Annotated in this window: 21 protein-coding genes; 15 read left to right on the top strand and 6 right to left on the bottom strand. The window is 68.3% G+C overall.

From position 1 onward, the window contains the following. Positions 1 to 29 precede the first annotated feature (29 nt). Positions 30 to 437, top strand: a complete 408-nt coding sequence (locus ON33_RS20560; protein ID WP_040860454.1) for a hypothetical protein — start codon at positions 30 to 32, stop codon at positions 435 to 437. Here the strand turns inward: ON33_RS20560 and ON33_RS20555 are convergent. Then, a complete protein-coding gene (locus tag ON33_RS20555; RefSeq protein WP_040860453.1) occupies positions 434 to 1174 on the bottom strand; it encodes a VIT1/CCC1 transporter family protein in 741 nt (246 codons plus the stop codon). The genes ON33_RS20560 and ON33_RS20555 overlap by 4 nt on opposite strands. 105 nt (positions 1175 to 1279) lie before the next feature. Here ON33_RS20555 and ON33_RS20550 point away from each other — a divergent pair, with 105 nt between their 5' ends. Continuing rightward, entirely contained in the window at positions 1280 to 2365 is a 1086-nt protein-coding gene (locus tag ON33_RS20550; protein ID WP_040860452.1) for a calcium:cation antiporter, read from the top strand. Here the strand turns inward: ON33_RS20550 and ON33_RS20545 are convergent, their stop codons facing one another. After that, positions 2366 to 2596: a nuclear transport factor 2 family protein gene (locus ON33_RS20545; RefSeq protein WP_051152509.1), complete on the bottom strand. Its 231-nt coding sequence runs from the start codon at positions 2594 to 2596 to the stop codon at positions 2366 to 2368. 384 nt (positions 2597 to 2980) lie between these two features. Between ON33_RS20545 and ON33_RS20540 the strand changes: the two genes are divergently transcribed. The 9 genes from ON33_RS20540 to ON33_RS20500 are packed head-to-tail and all read left to right on the top strand — an operon-like array spanning position 2981 to position 11554. Beyond that, on the top strand, positions 2981 to 3817 hold the full coding sequence (locus ON33_RS20540) for an ABC transporter permease (RefSeq protein WP_040860451.1): 837 nt from the start codon (positions 2981 to 2983) through the stop codon (positions 3815 to 3817). Beyond that, positions 3817 to 4680, top strand: coding sequence for an ABC transporter permease (locus ON33_RS20535; protein WP_040860450.1), 864 nt, complete (start codon positions 3817 to 3819; stop codon positions 4678 to 4680). Before ON33_RS20540 ends, ON33_RS20535 begins: the two co-directional genes overlap by 1 nt. 3 nt (positions 4681 to 4683) lie before the next feature. Beyond that, positions 4684 to 5712 carry an MlaD family protein gene (locus tag ON33_RS20530; RefSeq protein WP_040860449.1) on the top strand — a complete coding sequence of 343 codons (1029 nt, stop codon included), beginning with the start codon at positions 4684 to 4686 and terminating at the stop codon, positions 5710 to 5712. A gap of 56 nt (positions 5713 to 5768) precedes the next feature. Next, positions 5769 to 6761 (top strand): MlaD family protein, encoded by a 993-nt coding sequence (locus ON33_RS20525; RefSeq protein WP_040860448.1) that lies wholly within the window; start codon positions 5769 to 5771, stop codon positions 6759 to 6761. Then, positions 6749 to 7786 carry an MlaD family protein gene (locus ON33_RS20520; RefSeq protein ID WP_040860447.1) on the top strand — a complete coding sequence of 346 codons (1038 nt, stop codon included), beginning with the start codon at positions 6749 to 6751 and terminating at the stop codon, positions 7784 to 7786. The genes ON33_RS20525 and ON33_RS20520 overlap by 13 nt, the downstream gene beginning before the upstream one ends. Then, positions 7786 to 8868, top strand: a complete 1083-nt coding sequence (locus ON33_RS20515; RefSeq protein WP_040860446.1) for an MlaD family protein — start codon at positions 7786 to 7788, stop codon at positions 8866 to 8868. The genes ON33_RS20520 and ON33_RS20515 overlap by 1 nt, the downstream gene beginning before the upstream one ends. Continuing rightward, positions 8865 to 9995 carry an MlaD family protein gene (locus tag ON33_RS20510; protein ID WP_083869120.1) on the top strand — a complete coding sequence of 377 codons (1131 nt, stop codon included), beginning with the start codon at positions 8865 to 8867 and terminating at the stop codon, positions 9993 to 9995. Before ON33_RS20515 ends, ON33_RS20510 begins: the two co-directional genes overlap by 4 nt. After that, a complete protein-coding gene (locus tag ON33_RS20505; RefSeq protein ID WP_040860445.1) occupies positions 9992 to 10948 on the top strand; it encodes an MlaD family protein in 957 nt (318 codons plus the stop codon). Before ON33_RS20510 ends, ON33_RS20505 begins: the two co-directional genes overlap by 4 nt. 24 nt (positions 10949 to 10972) lie before the next feature. After that, the gene (locus tag ON33_RS20500; RefSeq protein WP_040860444.1) at positions 10973 to 11554 is read left to right on the top strand and encodes a hypothetical protein; all 582 of its coding nucleotides are present in this window, start codon (positions 10973 to 10975) and stop codon (positions 11552 to 11554) included. A 57-nt stretch (positions 11555 to 11611) separates the two neighbouring features. Here the strand turns inward: ON33_RS20500 and ON33_RS20495 are convergent, their stop codons facing one another. Further along, the gene (locus ON33_RS20495) at positions 11612 to 13207 is read right to left on the bottom strand and encodes a GMC oxidoreductase (RefSeq protein ID WP_051152507.1); all 1596 of its coding nucleotides are present in this window, start codon (positions 13205 to 13207) and stop codon (positions 11612 to 11614) included. A 128-nt stretch (positions 13208 to 13335) separates the two neighbouring features. Beyond that, the gene (locus tag ON33_RS20490; RefSeq protein WP_373281044.1) at positions 13336 to 13881 is read right to left on the bottom strand and encodes a YdcF family protein; all 546 of its coding nucleotides are present in this window, start codon (positions 13879 to 13881) and stop codon (positions 13336 to 13338) included. Positions 13882 to 14008: 127 nt separating this feature from the next. Between ON33_RS20490 and ON33_RS20485 the strand changes: the two genes are divergently transcribed. Beyond that, a complete protein-coding gene (locus ON33_RS20485; RefSeq protein WP_040860443.1) occupies positions 14009 to 14815 on the top strand; it encodes a nuclear transport factor 2 family protein in 807 nt (268 codons plus the stop codon). Here ON33_RS20485 and ON33_RS20480 read toward each other — a convergent pair. Together ON33_RS20480 and ON33_RS20475 are read right to left on the bottom strand one after the other, a co-directional pair. Next, a complete protein-coding gene (locus ON33_RS20480) occupies positions 14812 to 15000 on the bottom strand; it encodes a hypothetical protein (RefSeq protein WP_245550604.1) in 189 nt (62 codons plus the stop codon). The two genes, ON33_RS20485 and ON33_RS20480, sit on opposite strands and share 4 nt — an antisense overlap. Positions 15001 to 15148: 148 nt before the next feature. Next, positions 15149 to 16231, bottom strand: a complete 1083-nt coding sequence (locus ON33_RS20475) for an AraC family transcriptional regulator (protein ID WP_245550602.1) — start codon at positions 16229 to 16231, stop codon at positions 15149 to 15151. Here ON33_RS20475 and ON33_RS20470 point away from each other — a divergent pair. The 3 genes from ON33_RS20470 to ON33_RS20460 all read left to right on the top strand — a co-directional run bounded on the left by ON33_RS20470 (position 16230) and on the right by ON33_RS20460 (position 19013). Then, positions 16230 to 17726, top strand: coding sequence for a flavin-containing monooxygenase (locus ON33_RS20470; protein WP_040860442.1), 1497 nt, complete (start codon positions 16230 to 16232; stop codon positions 17724 to 17726). The genes ON33_RS20475 and ON33_RS20470 overlap by 2 nt on opposite strands. A gap of 228 nt (positions 17727 to 17954) precedes the next feature. Continuing rightward, the gene (locus ON33_RS38365; protein ID WP_157184626.1) at positions 17955 to 18530 is read left to right on the top strand and encodes an Rv3235 family protein; all 576 of its coding nucleotides are present in this window, start codon (positions 17955 to 17957) and stop codon (positions 18528 to 18530) included. A 135-nt stretch (positions 18531 to 18665) separates the two neighbouring features. Beyond that, positions 18666 to 19013: a histone-like nucleoid-structuring protein Lsr2 gene (locus ON33_RS20460; RefSeq protein WP_040860441.1), complete on the top strand. Its 348-nt coding sequence runs from the start codon at positions 18666 to 18668 to the stop codon at positions 19011 to 19013. Positions 19014 to 19085: the final 72 nt, after the last annotated feature.

Genomic DNA, 19085 nt, shown 5'->3' with positions numbered 1-19085 from the left:
CGCGGCCCGGAATCCGAAGGAGGACAGCCATGCTCGGCACGGCAGACGAGATCGGGCACGACCACGGCGATATCGACGCGCGGCGGGTGGGCCGGGTGGTTCTGGCCGCCGTTCTGATGGCGGTGGGTGTCGGGGCGGGGATCTGGCTCACCTCGTCCGGTGATCGGCCCATCGCCGATACCCCGATCGTCAATGTCCCACGGTTACGACATGACCGGTCCGCGCCCGTCCCGCATCCGCCCGCTGTGGCGCCCGCCCAGCAGGTTCCGCCCGCCACCGCGCCGACTCCGAAACCGGCACCGACGGTAGTGATTCCGGCGCCGGTAGCACCGCATCCGGTGCAGATTCCGGCCCCGGTGGGCCCGGGTGCTCCGCCGGTCGGCGCTGCGGTGAATCCGCCTGTGCCACCCGATGATTGGGCCCGGCCGTCGGACTAGAGTCCGGAAACTCCTGCCAGCTGGCCTATTCCGTAGGTGACGGCCATGGCCAGGGCGCCGCCGAGGACCACCCGGACCACCGCGCGGCGCGCATTGGCGCCACCGAGCCGGGCGCTCACCGAGCCGGTCAAGGCCAGCGCCACCAGCACGGCGGCGAAACAGACGGGGATGCGCCACTGGGTCGGGGGCAGCAGGATGGCCAGGACCGGCAGGATCGCGCCGATGGTGAAGGAGACGGCCGAGGACAGCGCGGCGTGCCAGGGATTGGTGAGCTCGTGCGGGTTCAAACCCAATTCGGCCTCGGCGTGGGCGGCGAAGGCGTCGTGTGCGGTGAGTTCCGCGGCCACCTGGCGGGCGGTCTCGGGGGTGAGGCCCTTGTCCCGGTAGATCTGGGTCAGTTCGGCCAGTTCGTAGTCCGGCTCCTCGGCCAGTTCGCGCTTCTCCTTGGACAGCAGGGCGCGCTCGCTGTCGCGCTGGGTGCTGACGGATACGTATTCGCCGACCGCCATGGAGAGGGCGCCGGCGGCGAGGCCCGCGATGCCCGCGGTGAGGATGGCGTTCGTGTCGGTGGAGGCGGCGGCGACGCCGACCACCAGACCGGCGGTGGAGACGATGCCGTCATTGGCGCCGAGGACGCCGGCGCGTAGCCAATTGAGACGGGAGGCGAGGCCCTCGTCGTGCGGTTCGTGCGGGTGCGGTAGCGCCGCGTCAGCCGTTCCGGCTCCATTGTCGTCCACGTAGGCAGCCTAATTCACCGGGGCGCACTCATGCGGTATCGGGATCGGGGGAGGCATCGCTCGCATTTGCGGGGGATGCGGACGGTTTGCTGCAACCATGGGGTCATGGTGGGTGTGTGCAGGCGGTACTGGTCGGTGGTTCTCCCGGTGCTGAGCGCCGCGGTACTCGCCGTGACCTGGGGGCACGAGCTGGGGCCGATCCCGGCGGTGCTGGTGGGGGCGGTCCTGATCGGTGCGGTGCTGGCGGCCGTGCACCACGCGGAGACGGTCGCGCACCGGGTGGGCGAGCCGTTCGGATCGCTCATCCTCGCCGTGGCGGTGACCATCATCGAGGTCGGGCTGATCGTCACGCTCATGCTGTCCAATCCGGAGAAGTCCGCCGCACTGGCCCGTGACACCGTCTTCGCGGCCGTAATGATCACGTGCAACGGAATTTTCGGCCTCTCACTGCTGGTGGGCGCGCTGCGGCGGCGGGTGGCGGTCTTCAATGCCGAGGGCACGGGAGCGGCGCTGGCCACGGTCGCGACGCTCGCGACGCTGAGCCTGGTGCTGCCGACCTTTACCACCAGCGAGCCCGGTCCGGTGTTCTCGGACACGCAGCTGACCTTCGCGGCCGTGGCGTCGCTGGTCCTCTACGGCGTCTTCGTCATGGTGCAGACGGTCCGGCATCCGGGCGACTTCCTACCCGTCGAGAGGGTCACGACGGTCGACGACGAGCACGAGGACCCGCCCACGCCCCGGCAGGCGCTGCGCAGTCTGGGTTTGCTGCTGATTGCCTTGGCCGGCGTGGTCGGTCTGGCGAAGGTGGACACGCCGAATATCGAATCCGGTGTCGCCGCAGCGGGTCTGCCGCAGTCCGCGGTCGGCGTGGTGATCGCGATGCTGGTGCTGCTGCCGGAAACCATTGCGGCCGTGCGGGCCGCGCGCGGCGACCGGGTACAGATCTCGCTGAATCTGGCGCTGGGTTCGGCCATGGCCAGTATCGGCCTGACCATTCCGGCCATCGCGGTGGCCTCGATCTGGATCTCGGGCCCGCTCATGCTCGGCCTGGGCGCGACCCAGATGGTGCTGCTGGCGCTGACCGTGGTGGTCGGCGCGCTCACCGTGGTGCCCGGACGCGCGACGCTGCTCCAGGGCTGTGTGCACCTGGTGTTGTTCTCCGCCTTCGTTTTTTTGGCGGTAAGCCCGTAATCAAGAGTTCCAGCGATAGACCTGGCCGTCGCGTAGTTCGTAGGACGTCGCGGGTTCGGTGGCATCGTGCCGGGACAGCAGTGCCATCACGCGGGTTCGCCCGCGGGTGGTGACGCCGTGCTCGGTCCAATGCACATAGGGATGCACCAGTTTCGCGAATTCCGCCCAGTCGCCGGCTTCGATCGTGCGCAGGATCGCCGACACCGTGTTGTCCACAGCGACAGTGAACACGCACCGTCCGGTTTACGCGCGGGTTCACGAGGAAATCGAGGGTTGCTGCGAGATCACTCAATTCGGCTTTGGGTATGGCCGAGGGGCTCGAAACGGCCTCGGGGGAGCTTCGCCCGGGTCGTGCCCGAGGTCATAGTGATAGCCGATCGGCTCTGATAACACGTTCTAGAACTGCAGGTCACCTGCCTGTTCGTCCCGCTGACCGGGACCGAATTCGGATGTACCTGCAGGTAACTTAGAGGTTCCGGTCACACCTCGAGCCGATTTGTTGTAACTCCGCGTAACCATTAGCTTTGATGGCAGGCAGTGTTGCCGATCACGGAGAAGAAATTTGAAGCTCGCCACCACACGTCGGTTCCGGCGTCACGAAGAAGCAGTGCCACGATGACCCGGGCCGTCCAGAGCCGGTCCGCCGTGCGCATCGTGCGCGACAACTTCTCCAGCACCTCGGTGGCGTCGCTGCGCACCTTCGGCCGCGCGGTCGGAATTGCCGAGGAAGCGGTGATCGGTACCGTCACCGATATCGCGCGCCGCCAATTCCAATGGAAAGAAGCCATTCTCCAGGCTTGGCGGCTCATTACCGTGACCGCGATTCCGGCGGTGCTCATCGCGATTCCGTTCGGCGTCATCGTTTCGGTCCAGGTGGGCAATCTGATTCACACCCTGGGCGCGGATTCGCTGCTCGGCGCGACCGGCGGTCTGGGCGTCATCAAACAGGGTGCGCCGCTGGCCACCGGCTTCCTGCTCGGCGGCGCGGGCGCCGCGGCGCTGGCGGCGGATCTGGGGGCGCGCACCATCCGTGAGGAGATCGACGCGCTGAACACCATGGGCATCAGCCCGATTCACCGGCTGGTGATCCCGCGCCTGGTGGCCATGGTCTTCGTCGCGCCGCTGCTCAACGTGCTCATCATCTTCGTGGGCGTGCTCGCCGGCTACGGCGTCGCCATCGGCGGGCAGGGTGTGACACCGGGCTCGTACTGGTCCACGTTCGGATCTTTCACCACCACCGCCGATGTGTGGGTGTCGCTGTTGAAGGCCGTGATCTTCGGCTTCCTCGTGGTGATCATCGCCTGCCAGCGCGGGCTCGAAGCGAAGGGCGGCCCGCGGGGTGTCGCCGACGCCGTGAACGCCGCGGTGGTGCTGTCGGTGGTGTCGATCGTGACGGTGAACCTGGTCGCCACCCAGATCACCGATCTGTTCCTGCCCACGAGGCTGGCCTGATGTCGGCAACCTATGTGCCCAAGGGGATGGGCTGGGCCGCGCGCGCCTATCGACGCCGGGGGCTCATCTTCCGCCGGGTGGAGAACCTGGGCTTCGTGCTCGCGTTCGTCTGGCAGGTGCTGTCGTCGATTCCGTTGACGCTCAGGCGGTATCGCGCAGAGACCATGCGCGCGATCTCCGATATGACCTGGGGCCGTGGCTCGGTCATCGTGGGCGGCGGGACCGTGCCGATGATGATCGTGCTCGGCCTGGTCATGGGCGCCTCGGTGGCGGTGGAGTCGTTCACCACGCTGGACATGCTCGGCATGGGCCCGGTATCGGGCCTGGTGTCGGCCTACGCGACCACCCGTGAGCTGGCGCCGATCGTGGCCGCCATCGGGTTCGCCGCGCAGGCGGGCTGCCGGATGACCGCCGAGATCGGGTCGATGCGCATCTCCGAGGAGATCGACGCCATCGAATCCCTGGGCCTGCGTTCGGTTCCCTTCGTGGTGACCACCCGCGTGCTGGCGGGCGCGGTCGCCATCGTGCCGACCTTCCTCATCGCGCTGATCCTGTCCTACGCGGCTTGCCGCGGGCTGATCACGCTGGTGCACGGGGCCTCGGCCGGTGTGTACGACCACTACTTCTTCCAGTTCGTGTCCGGGTTCGACGTGATCGCCGCGGTGGTCAAGGTGGCCGTGTTCGCGGTGGTGGTCATCCTGATCCACTGCTACTTCGGCTTTTTCGCGACCGGCGGGCCGGAGGGTGTTGGTATCGCCTCGGGCAAGGCGGTGCGCGCGAGTTCGGTGGCCATCGTGGCCATGGACATGGTGCTGTCGCTGTCCCTGTGGGGCTTCAACTCGGCGATTACGTTCACGGGGTAGGGGATGCCGAATTACGGAATGCCGGGTGTGGCGGTCGATCGCAAACGGGCGATGACGGTCGGCACCGTCGCGCTGGCGCTGGTGGTGGCCGTGATGGCGGGCTGGGCGGTGTACCGCTCACAGAAAACCGAGGCCGGACTGCCGATCGCACTGCGCACCGAGCAGATCGGTGACGGGGTGCTGGTCGGCACCGACGTGCGCGCCAATGGCGTGGTGATCGGCAAGGTCACCGATATCACGCCGGATCAGCACGGGACACAACAGATTTCGCTGCGACTGGACGACGCCGAGCTGTTCGGGCTCGACGACAGCCTGCAGGTGGACTACGCGCCCGCCAACCTCTTCGGCATCAGCGAGATCGAATTGCGCAAGGGCGCGGGCGGTTCCCCGCTGCGCTCGGGCACGGTGCTGGATTTCACCGGCGCGCGTGCCGCCGCGGTCTACGACGCCACCATGGGCTCGATTCTGCGCAGCGCCTCGCAGGTGGGCGGTTCGGTGCTGACGCCGCAGATGGCGTCGGTGATCGCGCAGGCCGCGGCCGACACCCAGGCGTTCACGCCGCTGGCGCAGGCGCTCATCACCGCGCAGCGCACCATCTCCGAAAACCAGAAGATGCCGATGTCGGAGCTGGTCGGCAACCTCGGCCCGGCCTTCGACGGCGGCGGCCGGTTCGCGGGCGCGACCGTGCAGGTGGTGGATCTGATCCGCAGCATGCAGCGGTTGCAGACCGACCGCGGCGCCTACGACAAGAGTGTCGCGACGGTCACCGGCCAGCTGCTGCCCGCCCTCGCGACCACCTTCACCCAGGCCGGGAATCAGCTCTCCGGCACCACCGACATGCTGGTGCCGGTGTTGACCGCGCTGGCCCGGATGGTGCCGCAGCCGCAGCAGTCGTCGGCCGAATTGCGCCTGCTGCTGGAGCGTTTGCGCGCGGCCATGCCGGATAGCGGGCAGGGCCCCGTGCTGAATGTGGAGGTCGACCTGAAGGGTGTGCCGGCCATCGCGGTGCCGCTGCTGGGGGGTGCCAAATGAGGCGTGCATCGCGCAGCGATTCCCAGAGGGGCCGCGGTGGGGCGACGGGTGGGCAGGTGAAATCGGCGGCCTGGCGGCTGGCCCTGTTCTCGGGCGTCATCGTGGTGGTGCTCATGTTGGTGCTCACCGCGATTCAGCGGCCGGTGTCCGGCCGGACCGAGACCCACGACGCGATCTTCACCGACGCCAACGGCCTCGAGGTCGGCGACGACGTGCGGATGTTCGGCGTGCAGGTCGGCAAGGTCAAGGCGGTCACCCTCGAGGGCGCGAAGGCGCGGGTGCAGGTATCGGTGAAAACCGATGCGCCCGTGTATGACAACTCGAAGCTGGCCATCCGCTACCAGAATCTGACCGGGCAGCGGTACATCGATCTGCAGCAGCAGCCGCAGCCGGGCACCCGGATCGCGGCGGGCGCGCGCATCGGCGAGGACCACACGGTGCCGTCGTTCGATGTGACGCAGCTGTTCAACGGCCTGAAGCCGGTGCTGCAGACCATCTCTCCGGAGGCCATCAACCAGTTCAGCGCCAGCATGGTGGCGCTGATCGAGGGTGACGGCAGCGGGATCGGACCGGCCATGGACGCGATCGGGAAACTGGCGTCGTACGTGGACAACCGGCAGCAGGTGATCTGGACGCTGATCAAGAACATGTCGGATCTGTCGGACCGGCTCGGCGGACGGGTGCACTATCTGGTGCCGCTGCTGAAACAGCTCTCCGACATCTTCGAGGCCCTGCGGCAGAACATCGGCGGGCTGGCGCAATTCGCGGTCACCGCGCCGTCGGTGCTGCGGCCCATCGACACTCTGCTGCGTTCGCTGGGGATCGACAGCGGCTCCGATGTGGACGCGCTGATCCGCGAGATCTTCCCCGACGCCAAGGAGGCGGTGGACGTCTTCGGCCGGCTGCCCGCGGTGCTGGGCGCGGCCGACGCCGCGTTGCCGACCGGACCCGGCGGCTGGAAGCCGGTGTGCAGCAAGGGAAGCGCGGACGTGCCGCAGGTGGTCAAGGTGCTCATCTCGGGACAGCAGGTGGCGATATGCAACGGATGAGTCTGGCGCGGTTCACGAGGCGCGACGACCGCGTCGTCGACGACGCGACCAAGCAGCAGCGGCATCTGCGCCAGGGCGTCATCGGCGCGGTGCTGGTGGTGCTGGGCCTGACGGCCGCGGGCGCGCTGTACGTGATCCCCTTCGGCAAGCACACCTACACCGCGGAACTGTCCGAGGCGCAGTCGGTGAAGGCCGGCGACGACGTGCGCATCGCCGGCATCTCGGTCGGCGAGGTGAAGTCCCTCGAGCTGAAGCCGGACAAGGTCGTCATGCGCTTCACCGTGAAATCCGATGTGTTCCTGGGCGATCAGACCTCCCTCGACATTCGCATGCTGACGATCGTCGGCGGCCACTACGTCGCGGTGTTCCCGGCCGGAAGCAAGCCGCTGGGCTCGGCGCCCATTCCGGCGGATCGGGTGCGCCTGCCCTACAGCCTGATCGAGACCTTCCAGGACGCGGCCACCCCGCTGTCCGAGATCGACGGCTTGACCCTCAACAAGAACCTTGCGGCGCTGGGCAATTCGATCGACGGCTCGCCCGACACCCTGCGCACCACGCTGGCCACGGTCGGCACCTATGTGGACGCGCTGGACAAGCAGCGCAGCCAGGTGTCGAACGCGGTGGCCGTGGCCGACGAGTACGTGCGCATGTACGACGGCGCCAAGACCGATCTCGGCCGGCTCATGGACAATGCCAACCTGCTGGTCACCGTGCTCGACGACAAGCACGCGGAGATGGCCGAGGCCATCCGCCTGCTCAGCGACGTACTCGGCCGGCTGGGCGGCGTGGAACCGACCTGGTCGGATCTGAAGCCCAAGCTGACCGACGCCATCACCGAGCTGGAACAGCTCGGCCAGAAGTTCGCTCCGACCCTGACGGCCGCGCAGGACCTGCAGAAGAAGCTGTCGGACCTGGTGATTCCGGACGGCGGCGCGCAGGTGGACCAGTCGCAGCAGACCGTGACGCTGCCGCAGCCGGTCGCGCAGCCGCAGGTGTGCGTTCCGGTGCCCGGGAAGGACTGCTGATGTTCAAGCGGACGCTCGGATCGCAGGCGTTCATGTCGGTGGCCGGCGCGGTGCTGGTGGTGCTGCTGGCCGTGGGCGGCTACCTGCTCTGGTTCGATCCGATGAAGAAGATCGTGTCCTACTGCGCCGTCATGCCCGACGCGGTCGGCCTGTACACGGGCAACAAGGTGACCATGCGCGGAATCCCGGTCGGCACGGTGGATTCCATCGATTCCGACGGCGCCAAGGTCAAGGTGAAGTTCTCCGTCGACGCGAAGTACCCCGTGTACGCGGACGCCGCCGCCACCACGGTATCGGATTCCATTGTGGCCGATCGCAATCTGGCGGTCCTCAATGGCGGTAAGAACCTGGCGCACTGGGATTCGTCGCAATGCATCACCAAAACCCTGACGCCCAAGAGCATCACCGAGACCCTGACCGCGCTGGCCGACCTGTCCGCGCAGCTGCAGCGGGCGCAGGCCCCGGATGCGCTGGCGCACGGCCTGTCCGCGCTGGACTCGGCCACCCAGGGCGCGGGCCCGGAGATCAACGCGATCGTGAAGAAACTGGGCTCGGCACTGGCGCAACCGGATGCGGACATCGGGCACCTGGCGGGCATCTTCGACGCCTTCGCCTCGGTCGGTGAGAAGGTCGAGCAGCACTGGGGCGATCTGCGCGCCATGCTGCTGCGGCTGGGACCCGCTCTGAACAATGCCGGCACCGAATTGCTCGGTCCCGGTGCGCAACTCATCGACCGGCTCGGTGCGGTGCTGCCCATGCTCAACGATCTGGTCACGATCGCGGGCGACCCGATCATGCGCGGGCTCGACGACACGCTGCCGCTGGTGCGGCTGCTGCGCGCCAATGTCGGCTCGCTGTCGGAGATCATGCTGAAACTCCCGGTGCTGACCGACGCCGCCCAGAACATCATGAGCAACGGCATCACCTACGGCTCTCCGCGCGCGGCCCTGCCGGCTCCGCAGGCCGAGCAGGTCTGCGCCGCTGTCGATGCCGTCACCCCGGGCAGCTGCGCCGACGCCGCCGACGGCATGGTGAACGTCCCGCTGGTTCCCCTGGTGCTCGGAATGGCAGGTGCGCGATGAGAATCGGACGCTGGGACATCGTGCTGGCGACAAGAGCTCCTGGTAGTCCGGCGGCCGCGACGAGGGCGGCCGCCGGACACCGGGTCCGGCGCGCCGGGACCGCGGCACTGGCCGCGGCCCTGCTGGCCGGAGCCGGCGGCTGCGCCTTCGATCCGTCGTCGGTGCCGGTGCCCGGGACCACCCTCTCCGGTCCGGCCTACCGGATCCACATCGAGTTCGGCAATGTGCTGAACCTGCCCGCCAAGGCCAAGGTCATCGCCAATGGCGCGCGGGTCGGCTCGGTGAGCGGTGTGCGCGTGGTGGATTCGGCGCACGCCGGCGGCCGCGGCGGCTATGTCGTGGTGGACGCCGACATCTCGTCCACGGTGCAGCTGCCGACCACCACGGTCGCCGAGTTGCGCCAGAACACGGTGCTGGGCGATATCCACCTGGCGCTGACCACGCCGCCGGACGGGTTCGGGTCGCTGCTGAAGGACGGCGGCACCATCACCCAGGACCACACCCGCCCGCCGGTGCAGCTCGAGGACACCATGGCCGCGCTGGCCGCCTTCACCCAGGGCGGGGCCGTGAATCAGTTGCAGGACATCATCAACCACTTCAATGCGGTGCTGCCCCGCGATCCCGAGGAGACCAAGCGGATCGCGCAGAACGCGGCCGGGAACGCGGTGGATCTGGCCGCCAATCTGGACCAGGTCGACAAGCTGCTCAACGGCTTGGGCGTGAACGCCCAGGTGCTGCACGACCGCGCGGACTTCCTCGACCACCAGCTCAGCCAGGAGTCGGTGGACGCCATGACCGGGATCACCGGGTCGATCAAGGGCGTCACCCAGATCTTCGCGGTGCTCGGCCAACTCGGGCAGTCGCTGGTGTGGCTGGCCCCGCTCGCCTCCGCGCTGGATCCGGTGACGCAATCCTTTGCGCCGCTGGCGCTTTCGGGCCGGCCGCTGGACCTGTCGGTGCCCTCGAACCTGTCGCTGCTGACCGCGCTGCTGCGGGACAAGCTGATTCCGTTCGTCGAGAACGGGCCGAAGGTGAACATCACCGGCGTCCAGACGGATTCGGTGTCCCGCGACGACCAGGTCGCCAATATCCTGGCCGGGCTGCGCATGATCGGAGCGGTGCGATGAAGTGGGGTTCGCTGGCGTCGCTGGGCGGCATCGCGGCCGTCACCGTGGTGGGCGCGAGCTATCTGACCTTCGGCGTGGTGCGGGCGGATCCGTTCGCGCACTATACCGAGGGCTCCATGGTGATGGCGAATTCCGGTGGGCTGAGCGTGGGTTCGCCGATTCTGCTCACCGGCATGAGGGTCGGCAAGATCACCTCGGTGGCCTCCACCGCGCACGGCGTCGAGGTGGGCTTCCGCATCGACGGTGACCGCCGGCTGCCCACCGACAGCGACGTCACCATCGAGCAATTGTCCGCGCTGGGCGAGCCGTTCGTGGAATTCCGGCCGCGCACCGCGGGCGGGCCGTACCTGAAGGACGGCCAGCGTCTCGACGCGGCCGTCGTGAAGTCGCCGCTCGCCATCCCCGAGGTGTCGCGGCTGGTCAACAAGATCATGAACCAGCTCGACCCGAAGGTGGCGGCCTCGCTGGCGAGCACGCTGGGGGCGGCTTTCCACGACACGGATTCGGCCATGCCGAACCTGACCCGCGCCGGCGATCTACTGGCCGCGGCCATTATGAGCCGCGAGCCCAAGATTGCCCAGCTACTCAACAGCTTCCAGGCGGCGGCCTCGAACATCGACGGCATGGGCGAGGCCACCACGGCCGCTGCACCGGCATTCGTGCAGTTCGAGCAGTCGCTCGAGGAGCTCATCAATGCCGTCGGTAGACTGGTCGACCGTGCCCCCCGGCCGCAGGCCTATGTCTCCGGCAATGGACTGGCGCCCTTCCTGGCGAAGCTGACCGAATGGCTGCAGCAGGCCGGACCCGAATTGAAGACCCTCGCGCCCCAGCTGCAGCCGCTCGCCGACGCGGCACGCACCGCCGGGCCCCAGCTCAATATCAGCAGCTTGATCTCGCAGGCGCTCGCGGCCACCGGTGACGGTGCCGTGCGCGTGCAGGTCGGCGTGAAGTAGCAGTACCAGCAAGGAGGAGACCCCATGTCTCAGGACACCGAATCGACGCAGCCGGTCGATCAGCATCCGGCGCCCGCCGTGGGCAAGACGGTGCAGCTGAAGGTCTCGACCCTGGTGACCGCGGTCGCCGCGGTGCTGCTCATCGGCGCGCTGGTCGCGGTCACCGTGCTGTGGCAGTCCGCCCGCGGCGACCTGAAGGACCGTGACGCCCAGGCCGCGAACGACAAGCACGCCGAGCAGGTGGCCTCCGAGTACGCCATGGGCGCGGCCAACCTCAACTTCGCCGACTTCAACGCCTGGACCGCGCGCCTGAAGTCCAACACCACCCCGGCGCTGGCGAGCAAGTTCGACGCCACCTCCTCGAAGCTGCAGGAGATCCTGGTCCCGCTGAAGTGGACCTCGAGCCCGACCCTGCTCAGCTCGCAGGTCACCAATCGCGACAACGGCGCCTACAAGGTGAATGTCTATCTGAACGTCGACTCCACCAACGCGCAGAACCCGGACGGCGTTCTCACCACCATCTACTACACGGTGAGCGTCGACCCGAAGAGCGACTGGAAGGTCACCGACGTCGGCGGCATCGACCTCCCGCTGCCCAAGCAGTAACCGCCGGAAAACCTTGGCCCGCCGTGGATTTCGAGCGCGGCGGGCCTTCGCGACCCGTCAGGCCGCGGCGCTGCGCAGGTTGTCGGCCAGCCGCACGGCCAGCGCGACGATGGTCAGCGTGGGATTGGCGTGGCCGTTGGTCGGGAAGACCGAACTGCCGGCGATATAGAGATTGGTCATCCCGTGCACCCGGCAGTCGGCGTCCACCACCCCGATGCGCGGGTCCGCCGACATGCGGGTCGCGCCGGTGGGATGCGCCCAGTCGGTGAGCCGGGCCGGGAGATCGCTGGTCTCGCGGACCCATTCGTCCAGCGCGGGCGGGGGATAGCCGAGGCGGGCGAACTCGCCCGCGACCAGGGCGGCGGCTCGGCGGACCGTGGCGTCCTCCTGGGCGCTGACCTGCCAGTCGATGCGCGGGCGCGGCATGCCGAGGTGATCCACGGTGTCGCCCAGGGTGATCCGGCTACGCGGGTCCGGGGTCTGCTCCACCATGCAGCGCAGTTCCACGTGTTCGAGTTTGCGCGGCAGGCCGGTGTGGTCGATGAGCCGGCGTTTGGCGCCGGCGAGCAGCAGGCCGGGATGGCCGGCGACGGTGCGCGCGTCGTGCAGGTTCATATGGCCGCGCAGCAGGTTCTTGACCGATTCCCAGGGGTCGTCCTCGGCGGGCACCTCCTGAATCCACAGGGCGCAGTTGAGGAGTCCCTCGTCGGCCTGGATTTCCGGTGACAGCGCCAGCCCGTGCAGGAAGGTGTGCTTACCGCCGCGGGTTTTCACCACATATTTGCCGAATCGGTCACGGGCGGCCGCCGAGGCGTGCGGATCGAGCGCGCCCACCACGCCGCAGCGATGATCCAGCAGATACCGGCCGACCACATCGTGGCGATTGCCGATACCGCCCGGCACAATGCGATTCGACGCGAGCAGCAGGCGCGCGTTTTCGATTCCACCGGCGGCCAGCACAATTCGCGTTGCGCGCACGATGCGGGTATTTCCGTCGGAATCCATCACCTGTAATGCCTCGACCCGCGCACCATCCGGATCGGTATCGATTTGGGAAACGGTGGCATTCAGCAGAATTCGAACATTGTCCGCGGCGATGTGGTCGGTGTGGACGCCGAATCGCTTGGAGTCGAACGGATCCGCCGGGTCCTTGCTGATCTGCCAGAAGTAGGGCCGCAGCCAGCGCCGGTCCACGTCCGGCTGGGCCGGAATCCGGTCGGCCAGCTCCCAGAACCGGTCACCGGTGTACCCGGCCCCGTACCCCAGTCCGAGGTGTCCGGCCGCCCGATCGAGATACGGCTCGACCTCGGTGAATCCGATCGGCCAGCCGGAGAACGGGACCCAGGCGCGGGTCGCGAAATCCAGTTCGTCCAACGGTGCGCAGCGTCCGCTCCAGGTGTGCGAGCTGCCGCCCAGAATGCGATTGCGGGCATTGCGATAGGGCTGCGCCCGGGCGGCGCCCACATTCTCGATGTCATTGAGCGCATCGGAGCCGGGAGTGAGTTCGCGCCCGCCGCTCTCCAGCACCAGCACCCGCAGCGAACTTCCCGCGAGTTCGGTAGCCAGGGTCAGACCTGCCGGTCCGGACCCGATAATGCACAGGTCGGCGGTCAGCTCACTGTCCCGCACGGTACGAAGGTCGTCGATACGCACCGGAAATCCTCCCGCACCCGCATCCACCCCCGAGACGGACGCGCTTTCCTTTGCCCGGACCTCATCGTAACCGCTCAATTGCGCGGCTGTGGCGCATCTTTCGGCCCGATGGCAGCGAGCCTTTCGGCTCAGCATCCGCCCTGTAGAAACGCGCGCACATATCCCGCCGACTGCCGTACATACATCCACGACCAGAACAACAGCCCCGAATCACTGGGACTCGCGACCATGGTGATCTGACCGGAAAAACACTTTTCCACGATGTATCGCGCGCGCGAGACATGCGGGGTATAGGTCACCACGATGATGTGCTGCCAGTGCCCGGCTCGCGCCCGGCGGCGGATCTCCTCGGCCTCGCCCTGGGTGGTCCATGGGTCCGGCACGAAGCAGGAGACCGTGAACGTGAAGCCGCCGTCGCAGTAGCGGTCCATCACCGAATCGTTCTGGCCGGTGGATCGCGAGATCAGCAACTCGGGTGCGTAGCCTTCCTCCGCCAGCTTCAGTCCCACGTCGTAGCGCGCGTACGCGGTACCGCCGAGCACCACGATGGCGTCGGCCGGGCGCAGCGGATCCACCTGCGGGTGCACGAACACCGGCAGACCCGCGAACGCGAGAGCGACGATCAGCGCCGTCGCCGTCGCGACCGCGGCGATGACCCTCCGGAGCGCAGGCACGCCACCGACGGTACCGATCCCGCCGCCGCTTTTCCGGGCGTGACCGTGGGGCAGACTTCCCGACCGCCTTCGGGAATGCCGGGGTTTCGGTATCATCGCGCGCGCTTGCCAACACCTGGAGGACACCGTGCCCGCGAATCCCACCGCCGCCGAACTAGTGGCGACCGTCGAAGCTTCACCGCGGGCGGTCGGCGCACACGACAAAGCCGCCTGGGTCGGCCTTTTCGCCGATGACGGCAGTGTCGAGGATCCGGTCGGCTCGCGCCCGCATGTCGGCCGCGCGGCCATCGAGCGCTTCTACGACACCTTCATCGCGCCCAACGGCATCGTCTTCGACGTGACCGCCGACGTGGTGTGCGGCATGACGGTCTTCCGCGATCTCACCATCGCCACCACCATGTCCACCGGCGTCACCCTGCACGTGCCCATGCATCTCCGCTATGACCTGGCCCAGGTGGACGGGACGCTGAAAATCCGTGCCCTGCGCGCACATTGGGAACTGGCGGGCATGATCGGCCAGCTGCTCGGATCCGGCGTGCAGGGCCTGCTGGCCGGGGCCAAGCTCGGCCCGCAGCTGATCGGCAATCAGGGCATCGGCGGTGCGATGGGCTTCATGTCCGGTCTGCGCGGCGTCGGCGCGGCGGGGAAGCAGGCCGCCGGGCGGCTGCTGGATGCCGTGGCCGCCGGTGATTCATCCAGTGCCCGTGCGGTTCTGGCGCCGGTCCCGCGCCTGGAGTGGGGTGTGGACGGCGCGATGTCCCTCGAGGACTTCGCCACCCGCGTGAAGGGCCTACGCTGGGGCAAGGCCATCGCCGCCGGGCACGCCGTGACGGTGTCGGTGGAGACCCGTGAGGGCCGCGGCATCGCCGAACTGGACTTCGCCGACCGCGGGCTACGCATCGAATCGGCGCGAATCTTCGTGCCGGCGAGCTAATCCCGGAATCCGGCGATCTCCGCCAGCGGGTTGTTCCCGCTGAACGTGGTGCCCCCGGCCGCGCCGACCACCTTCCCGTGCACGCTGATCAACCACTGGCCGCACACACAGCGCAGATACTGCACCCCGCGGTGGGAGGCGACAGCGGGGGAGGGCCAAGCGCAGGACGGGCATTCCGCGATCATCAGGACATCCTGAGGGTGGCGGCGCCGAATGACCATGATCGACACGCGGCGACCCGCAAATCGAGTGCGTGTTTCGAGCGACTCGCCGTGCTTGATTTGCCAATGGGCCCATCGGAACTCGAGCGCGCCGCGCCGACATACCGTGTGGTCAGCCCGCTTTGCCCTTGCGCACGGCGGTCGGCGTTGCATCCCACCAGCGCTGACAGCAACGGGTGAAAACCGACTGCTCGGAAAGTCCGATGAGTGAGGCCACCTGACTCATCGGCATATCCGTGGTGGTCAGATAGCGGCGCGCTTCCACACGCCGTACCTCGTCCAGAATCGCCGCGAAGGTGGTGCCCTCGGCCGCCAGCCGCCGCTGCAGGGTGCGCGGATGCAGGGTGAGCAGCCGTGCCACCGCATCGATTTCGGGGGCGGTGGTGCCCAGCAACTTCTGCAGCGTGGTCCGCACCCGGGGCGTGACCGCGGTGGCCGCGTCGCCGGCCTGTTCGGCCAGGAAGGCCATCGCCAGCCGGTGCAGGTTCTCGTCGCCGCCCGAGAGCGGCCGATTGCCCAGGGCGGCCGGTATCCGCAGCAGCGCCGCCGGGCGCTCGATTCGCACTGGCGCGCCGAAGAATTCCTCGTACGCCTGGATCGGGGCGGCGGGGCGGTAGGGGACCTCCACCGAGCGCAGCCCGTAGCGGTCCTCGGCCAGGCGCTGAATCGTCCTGTGCACGAACGCCAATCCGAGATCGGTGCCCTGTACAGGGGTGGGCAGACCGGGCATGGTGACGCCGTAGCGCAGGGCGAGGACGCCGCGATCGCCGTACGGGTCGGGTTCCAAGGTCAGGCTCAATGAACGGGCGTGCACGAACAGGTACCGCGAGGTGCAGTCCAGCACCGCGGCCAGGGTGGTGGCATTACGGATGGCCAGCGCCAGCGGGCCGAGCATGTCGAGGTCCTGCCGCGACGCCATGCGCAGTCCCAGATCCGGGCAGTCCAGCCGGTGCGCGGCCAGCTCCAGCACCGCCCCGACCGCGTGATCCGGGACCAGCAGATCGTCGGCGTCCAGGGCGGCGAGGGGCAGTCCGCAGGCGGCGGCCAGTTCCTCGGCGTCCCCGCCGAGCTCGGCTACGGTGGCACGGAAACCCCGCAAGCCCGCGGATCTGATCACCGACATGTCGTCCAGCATCAAATACTTGTCGCACAGAGTCAAGAAACCGGATGGCAGGCCCCACAGACTGGAAGTCATGAACGCCGCGCAACCTCACGCCGAACACCTCGACGTCGTCATCGTCGGAGCCGGGCTCTCCGGCATCGGTGCGGCGTACCGCCTGCAGGCCGAACACCCCGGCCGCAGCTACGCCATCCTCGAGGCCCGCGACGCGCTCGGGGGCACCTGGGACCTGTTCCGCTACCCGGGCATCCGCTCCGACAGCGACATGTTCACCCTCGGCTACCCGTTCAAGCCGTGGCGGGACGCCAAGTCCATCGCCGACGGGCCGTCCATCCTGCGCTACATCGCCGATACGGCCACCGAGAACGGCATCGACAAGCACATCCGATTCGGCACCAAAGTCGTTGGCGCCGAATGGGACAGCGGCGAGTCGCGGTGGACCCTGACGCTCGAGCACCGCACCGCCGGGGCCGTCGAGCGCAGCACGCTCACCTGCGGCTTCCTCTACTCCTGCTCCGGCTACTACAACTACGACCAGGGCCACTCGCCCGAGTTCCCCGGCATCGCCGACTTCGCCGGCACCGTGGTCCACCCCCAGTTCTGGCCCGAGGACTTCGACTACACCGGCAAGCGGGTGGTGGTCATCGGCAGCGGCGCGACCGCGGTCACCCTGGTCCCGGCCATGGCCGAGCAGGCCGAGCACGTCACCATGCTGCAGCGCAGCCCCACCTGGATCTCCGCGGTCCCCGGCCGTGACAAGGTCGCCGACCGGATGCGCGAACTGCTGCCGCCGAACCTGGCGCACCGGCTCATCCGCACCAAGAACATCCTGTTCAGCATCGGCTTCTACCAGTACTGCCGGCGTCGGCCCGAGGCCGCCCGCAAGCTGCTCACCGGGCTCACCACGCGAATCCTGAAGGACGAGAAGCTGGTCGCCGACCACTTCACGCCCGAGTACAACCCGTGGGATCAGCGCCTGTGCGCGGTGCCCAACGCCGACTTCTTCAAGGCCATGCGCAAGGGCAAGGCCGAGGTGGTCACCGATCACATCGAAACCTTTGTGCCCGAGGGCATCCGGCTGAAGTCCGGCCAGGTTGTCGAGGCGGATGTGGTGGTCACCGCCACCGGCCTGCAGCTGCTCGCCTTCGGCGGTATCGACCTGGTGGTCGACGGTGCGCCGGTGGAGCTGTCCGAGCAGTTCGTCTGGCAGGGCACCATGCTGACCGGGGTGCCCAACTTCGCGGTGTGCATCGGCTACACCAATGCCTCCTGGACGCTGCGCGCCGACCTCACCTCGCGGCTGGTCTGCAAGGTGCTCGGGTACATGGACCGCAACGGCTACCGCGCGGTGGTTCCGCAGCCGCAGCGCACCCTGCAGGAGCGTCCGCTGCTGGATCTGGCCTCCGGCTATGTCCAGCGCTCGATCGGCGACTTCCCGCGCCAGGGCGATCGGCATCCGTGGCAGGTGCGCCAGAACTACCTGCTGGACACCGCGATGGTCATGCGCACCGACCTGAGCAAGACGCTGCAGCCGGTGGCCGCGGCCGAGGTGCTCGAGCCCGCCCGCTGAGCGGTAGCCCGCCGATCAGCATGGCGGGCATGACAATCCAGGCGGTTCAGCGGTCCGATGCGGCCGGCGCGGGTGGCGGTGACGGTGGTCTCCGCGGCGGCGTCGGCCGCGGCCGGCGGGCTCGGCGCCCAGGCCGCCGCCGCGCCTCGCGCTGCTGAAGCAGGTCGAGGGGTGCGAACCCGGTTTTCGTGCCGCCCGGGCCCGGCTGGGGTGTCATGCTCTCGCGCCATGGGAGCAGTCGAAGCGCGAGCGGTGCGGGCGGCGGGCGGATTCCTGCTGCCCACACCGCAGTTCGAGCCGTCACTGGAGCAGTGCCGGCGTAAACCGGCGCCCGCTCGGGCGCCGTCCGGCACCGCGGGCCCTCCGCCCGGATGCCGGAATCGAGTCGACCGCGGATCGGCGTCCTCGTCGTCCGGATCCGCCGGCCTGCACCGGGTGCTGCGTTCTTCGCACGCTGTGAAAGTCCGGGGTGGTGACGAATGCAACACTGCGGCAAGACAATTCGCCGGAGCGACGCTGCGGCTGGCGCTGGAGGTGCTGGACGGCCGTCGTCCGGCGGGGCAGTTGGGCCCGCTCGCGGAGCCCGCGGTGGTGGCCGCGGTGCGCACCCTGGCCGGTGCGGGCCGGCTGCCCGGACGGGACCTCGGCACCGCCACCCTCACCAGGGTGGATGTGATCATGGCCGGGCCGGGGCAGGCGGAAGTTTGCGCGGGTTACGACCGCGGCAGGCGGCGTTTCGCGCTCGCCGCCCGCATTGTCCACGGTCGTTCCGGGTGGCGGTTGGCCGCATTCCGGGTGTGCTGAAGGCCGGCCGGTCTCAGCGGTAATAGCAGAATAGTCTGGTCGCCCCTAATTCGATTCGCGCCTGGTTTGAATCCTGCATCGCGCGGCATTAGCATTTCGGCGAATAGCGGCACCTCACACGTGGAAGGGCAGTCCATGGCGAAGAAAGTCACCGTAACTCTGGTTGACGACTACGACGGCGAATCGAAGGCCGACGAGACCGTCTTTTTCTCGATCGACGGCAACGACTTCGAGATCGACCTGTCGAACAAGAACGCCGGGAAGCTGCGGGAGGCCCTGGAACCGTGGACCGATAAGGCCCGCAAGGTCGGTCGCTCCAAGCGCACCGGCAAGGTGGCCGCCGGTGGCCGCACCCGTCCGGCGGTGGACCGCGAGGAGAGCACCGCGATCCGTGAATGGGCGCGCGCTCAGGGACACCAGGTTTCCTCGCGCGGTCGTATCCCGGCCGAGATCGTCGACGCTTACCAGCGCGCCAAGAATTAACCAGCGCAAATCCCGGTGCTGAAAATTCGCTGGGAGCCGATGGCCGTCCGGCATCCGCTACCGGACATACGG

Source organism: Nocardia niigatensis NBRC 100131 (assembly GCF_000308655.1).
Classification (GTDB): domain Bacteria; phylum Actinomycetota; class Actinomycetes; order Mycobacteriales; family Mycobacteriaceae; genus Nocardia; species Nocardia niigatensis.
This window is presented reverse-complemented; position numbering and strand designations above follow the sequence as displayed.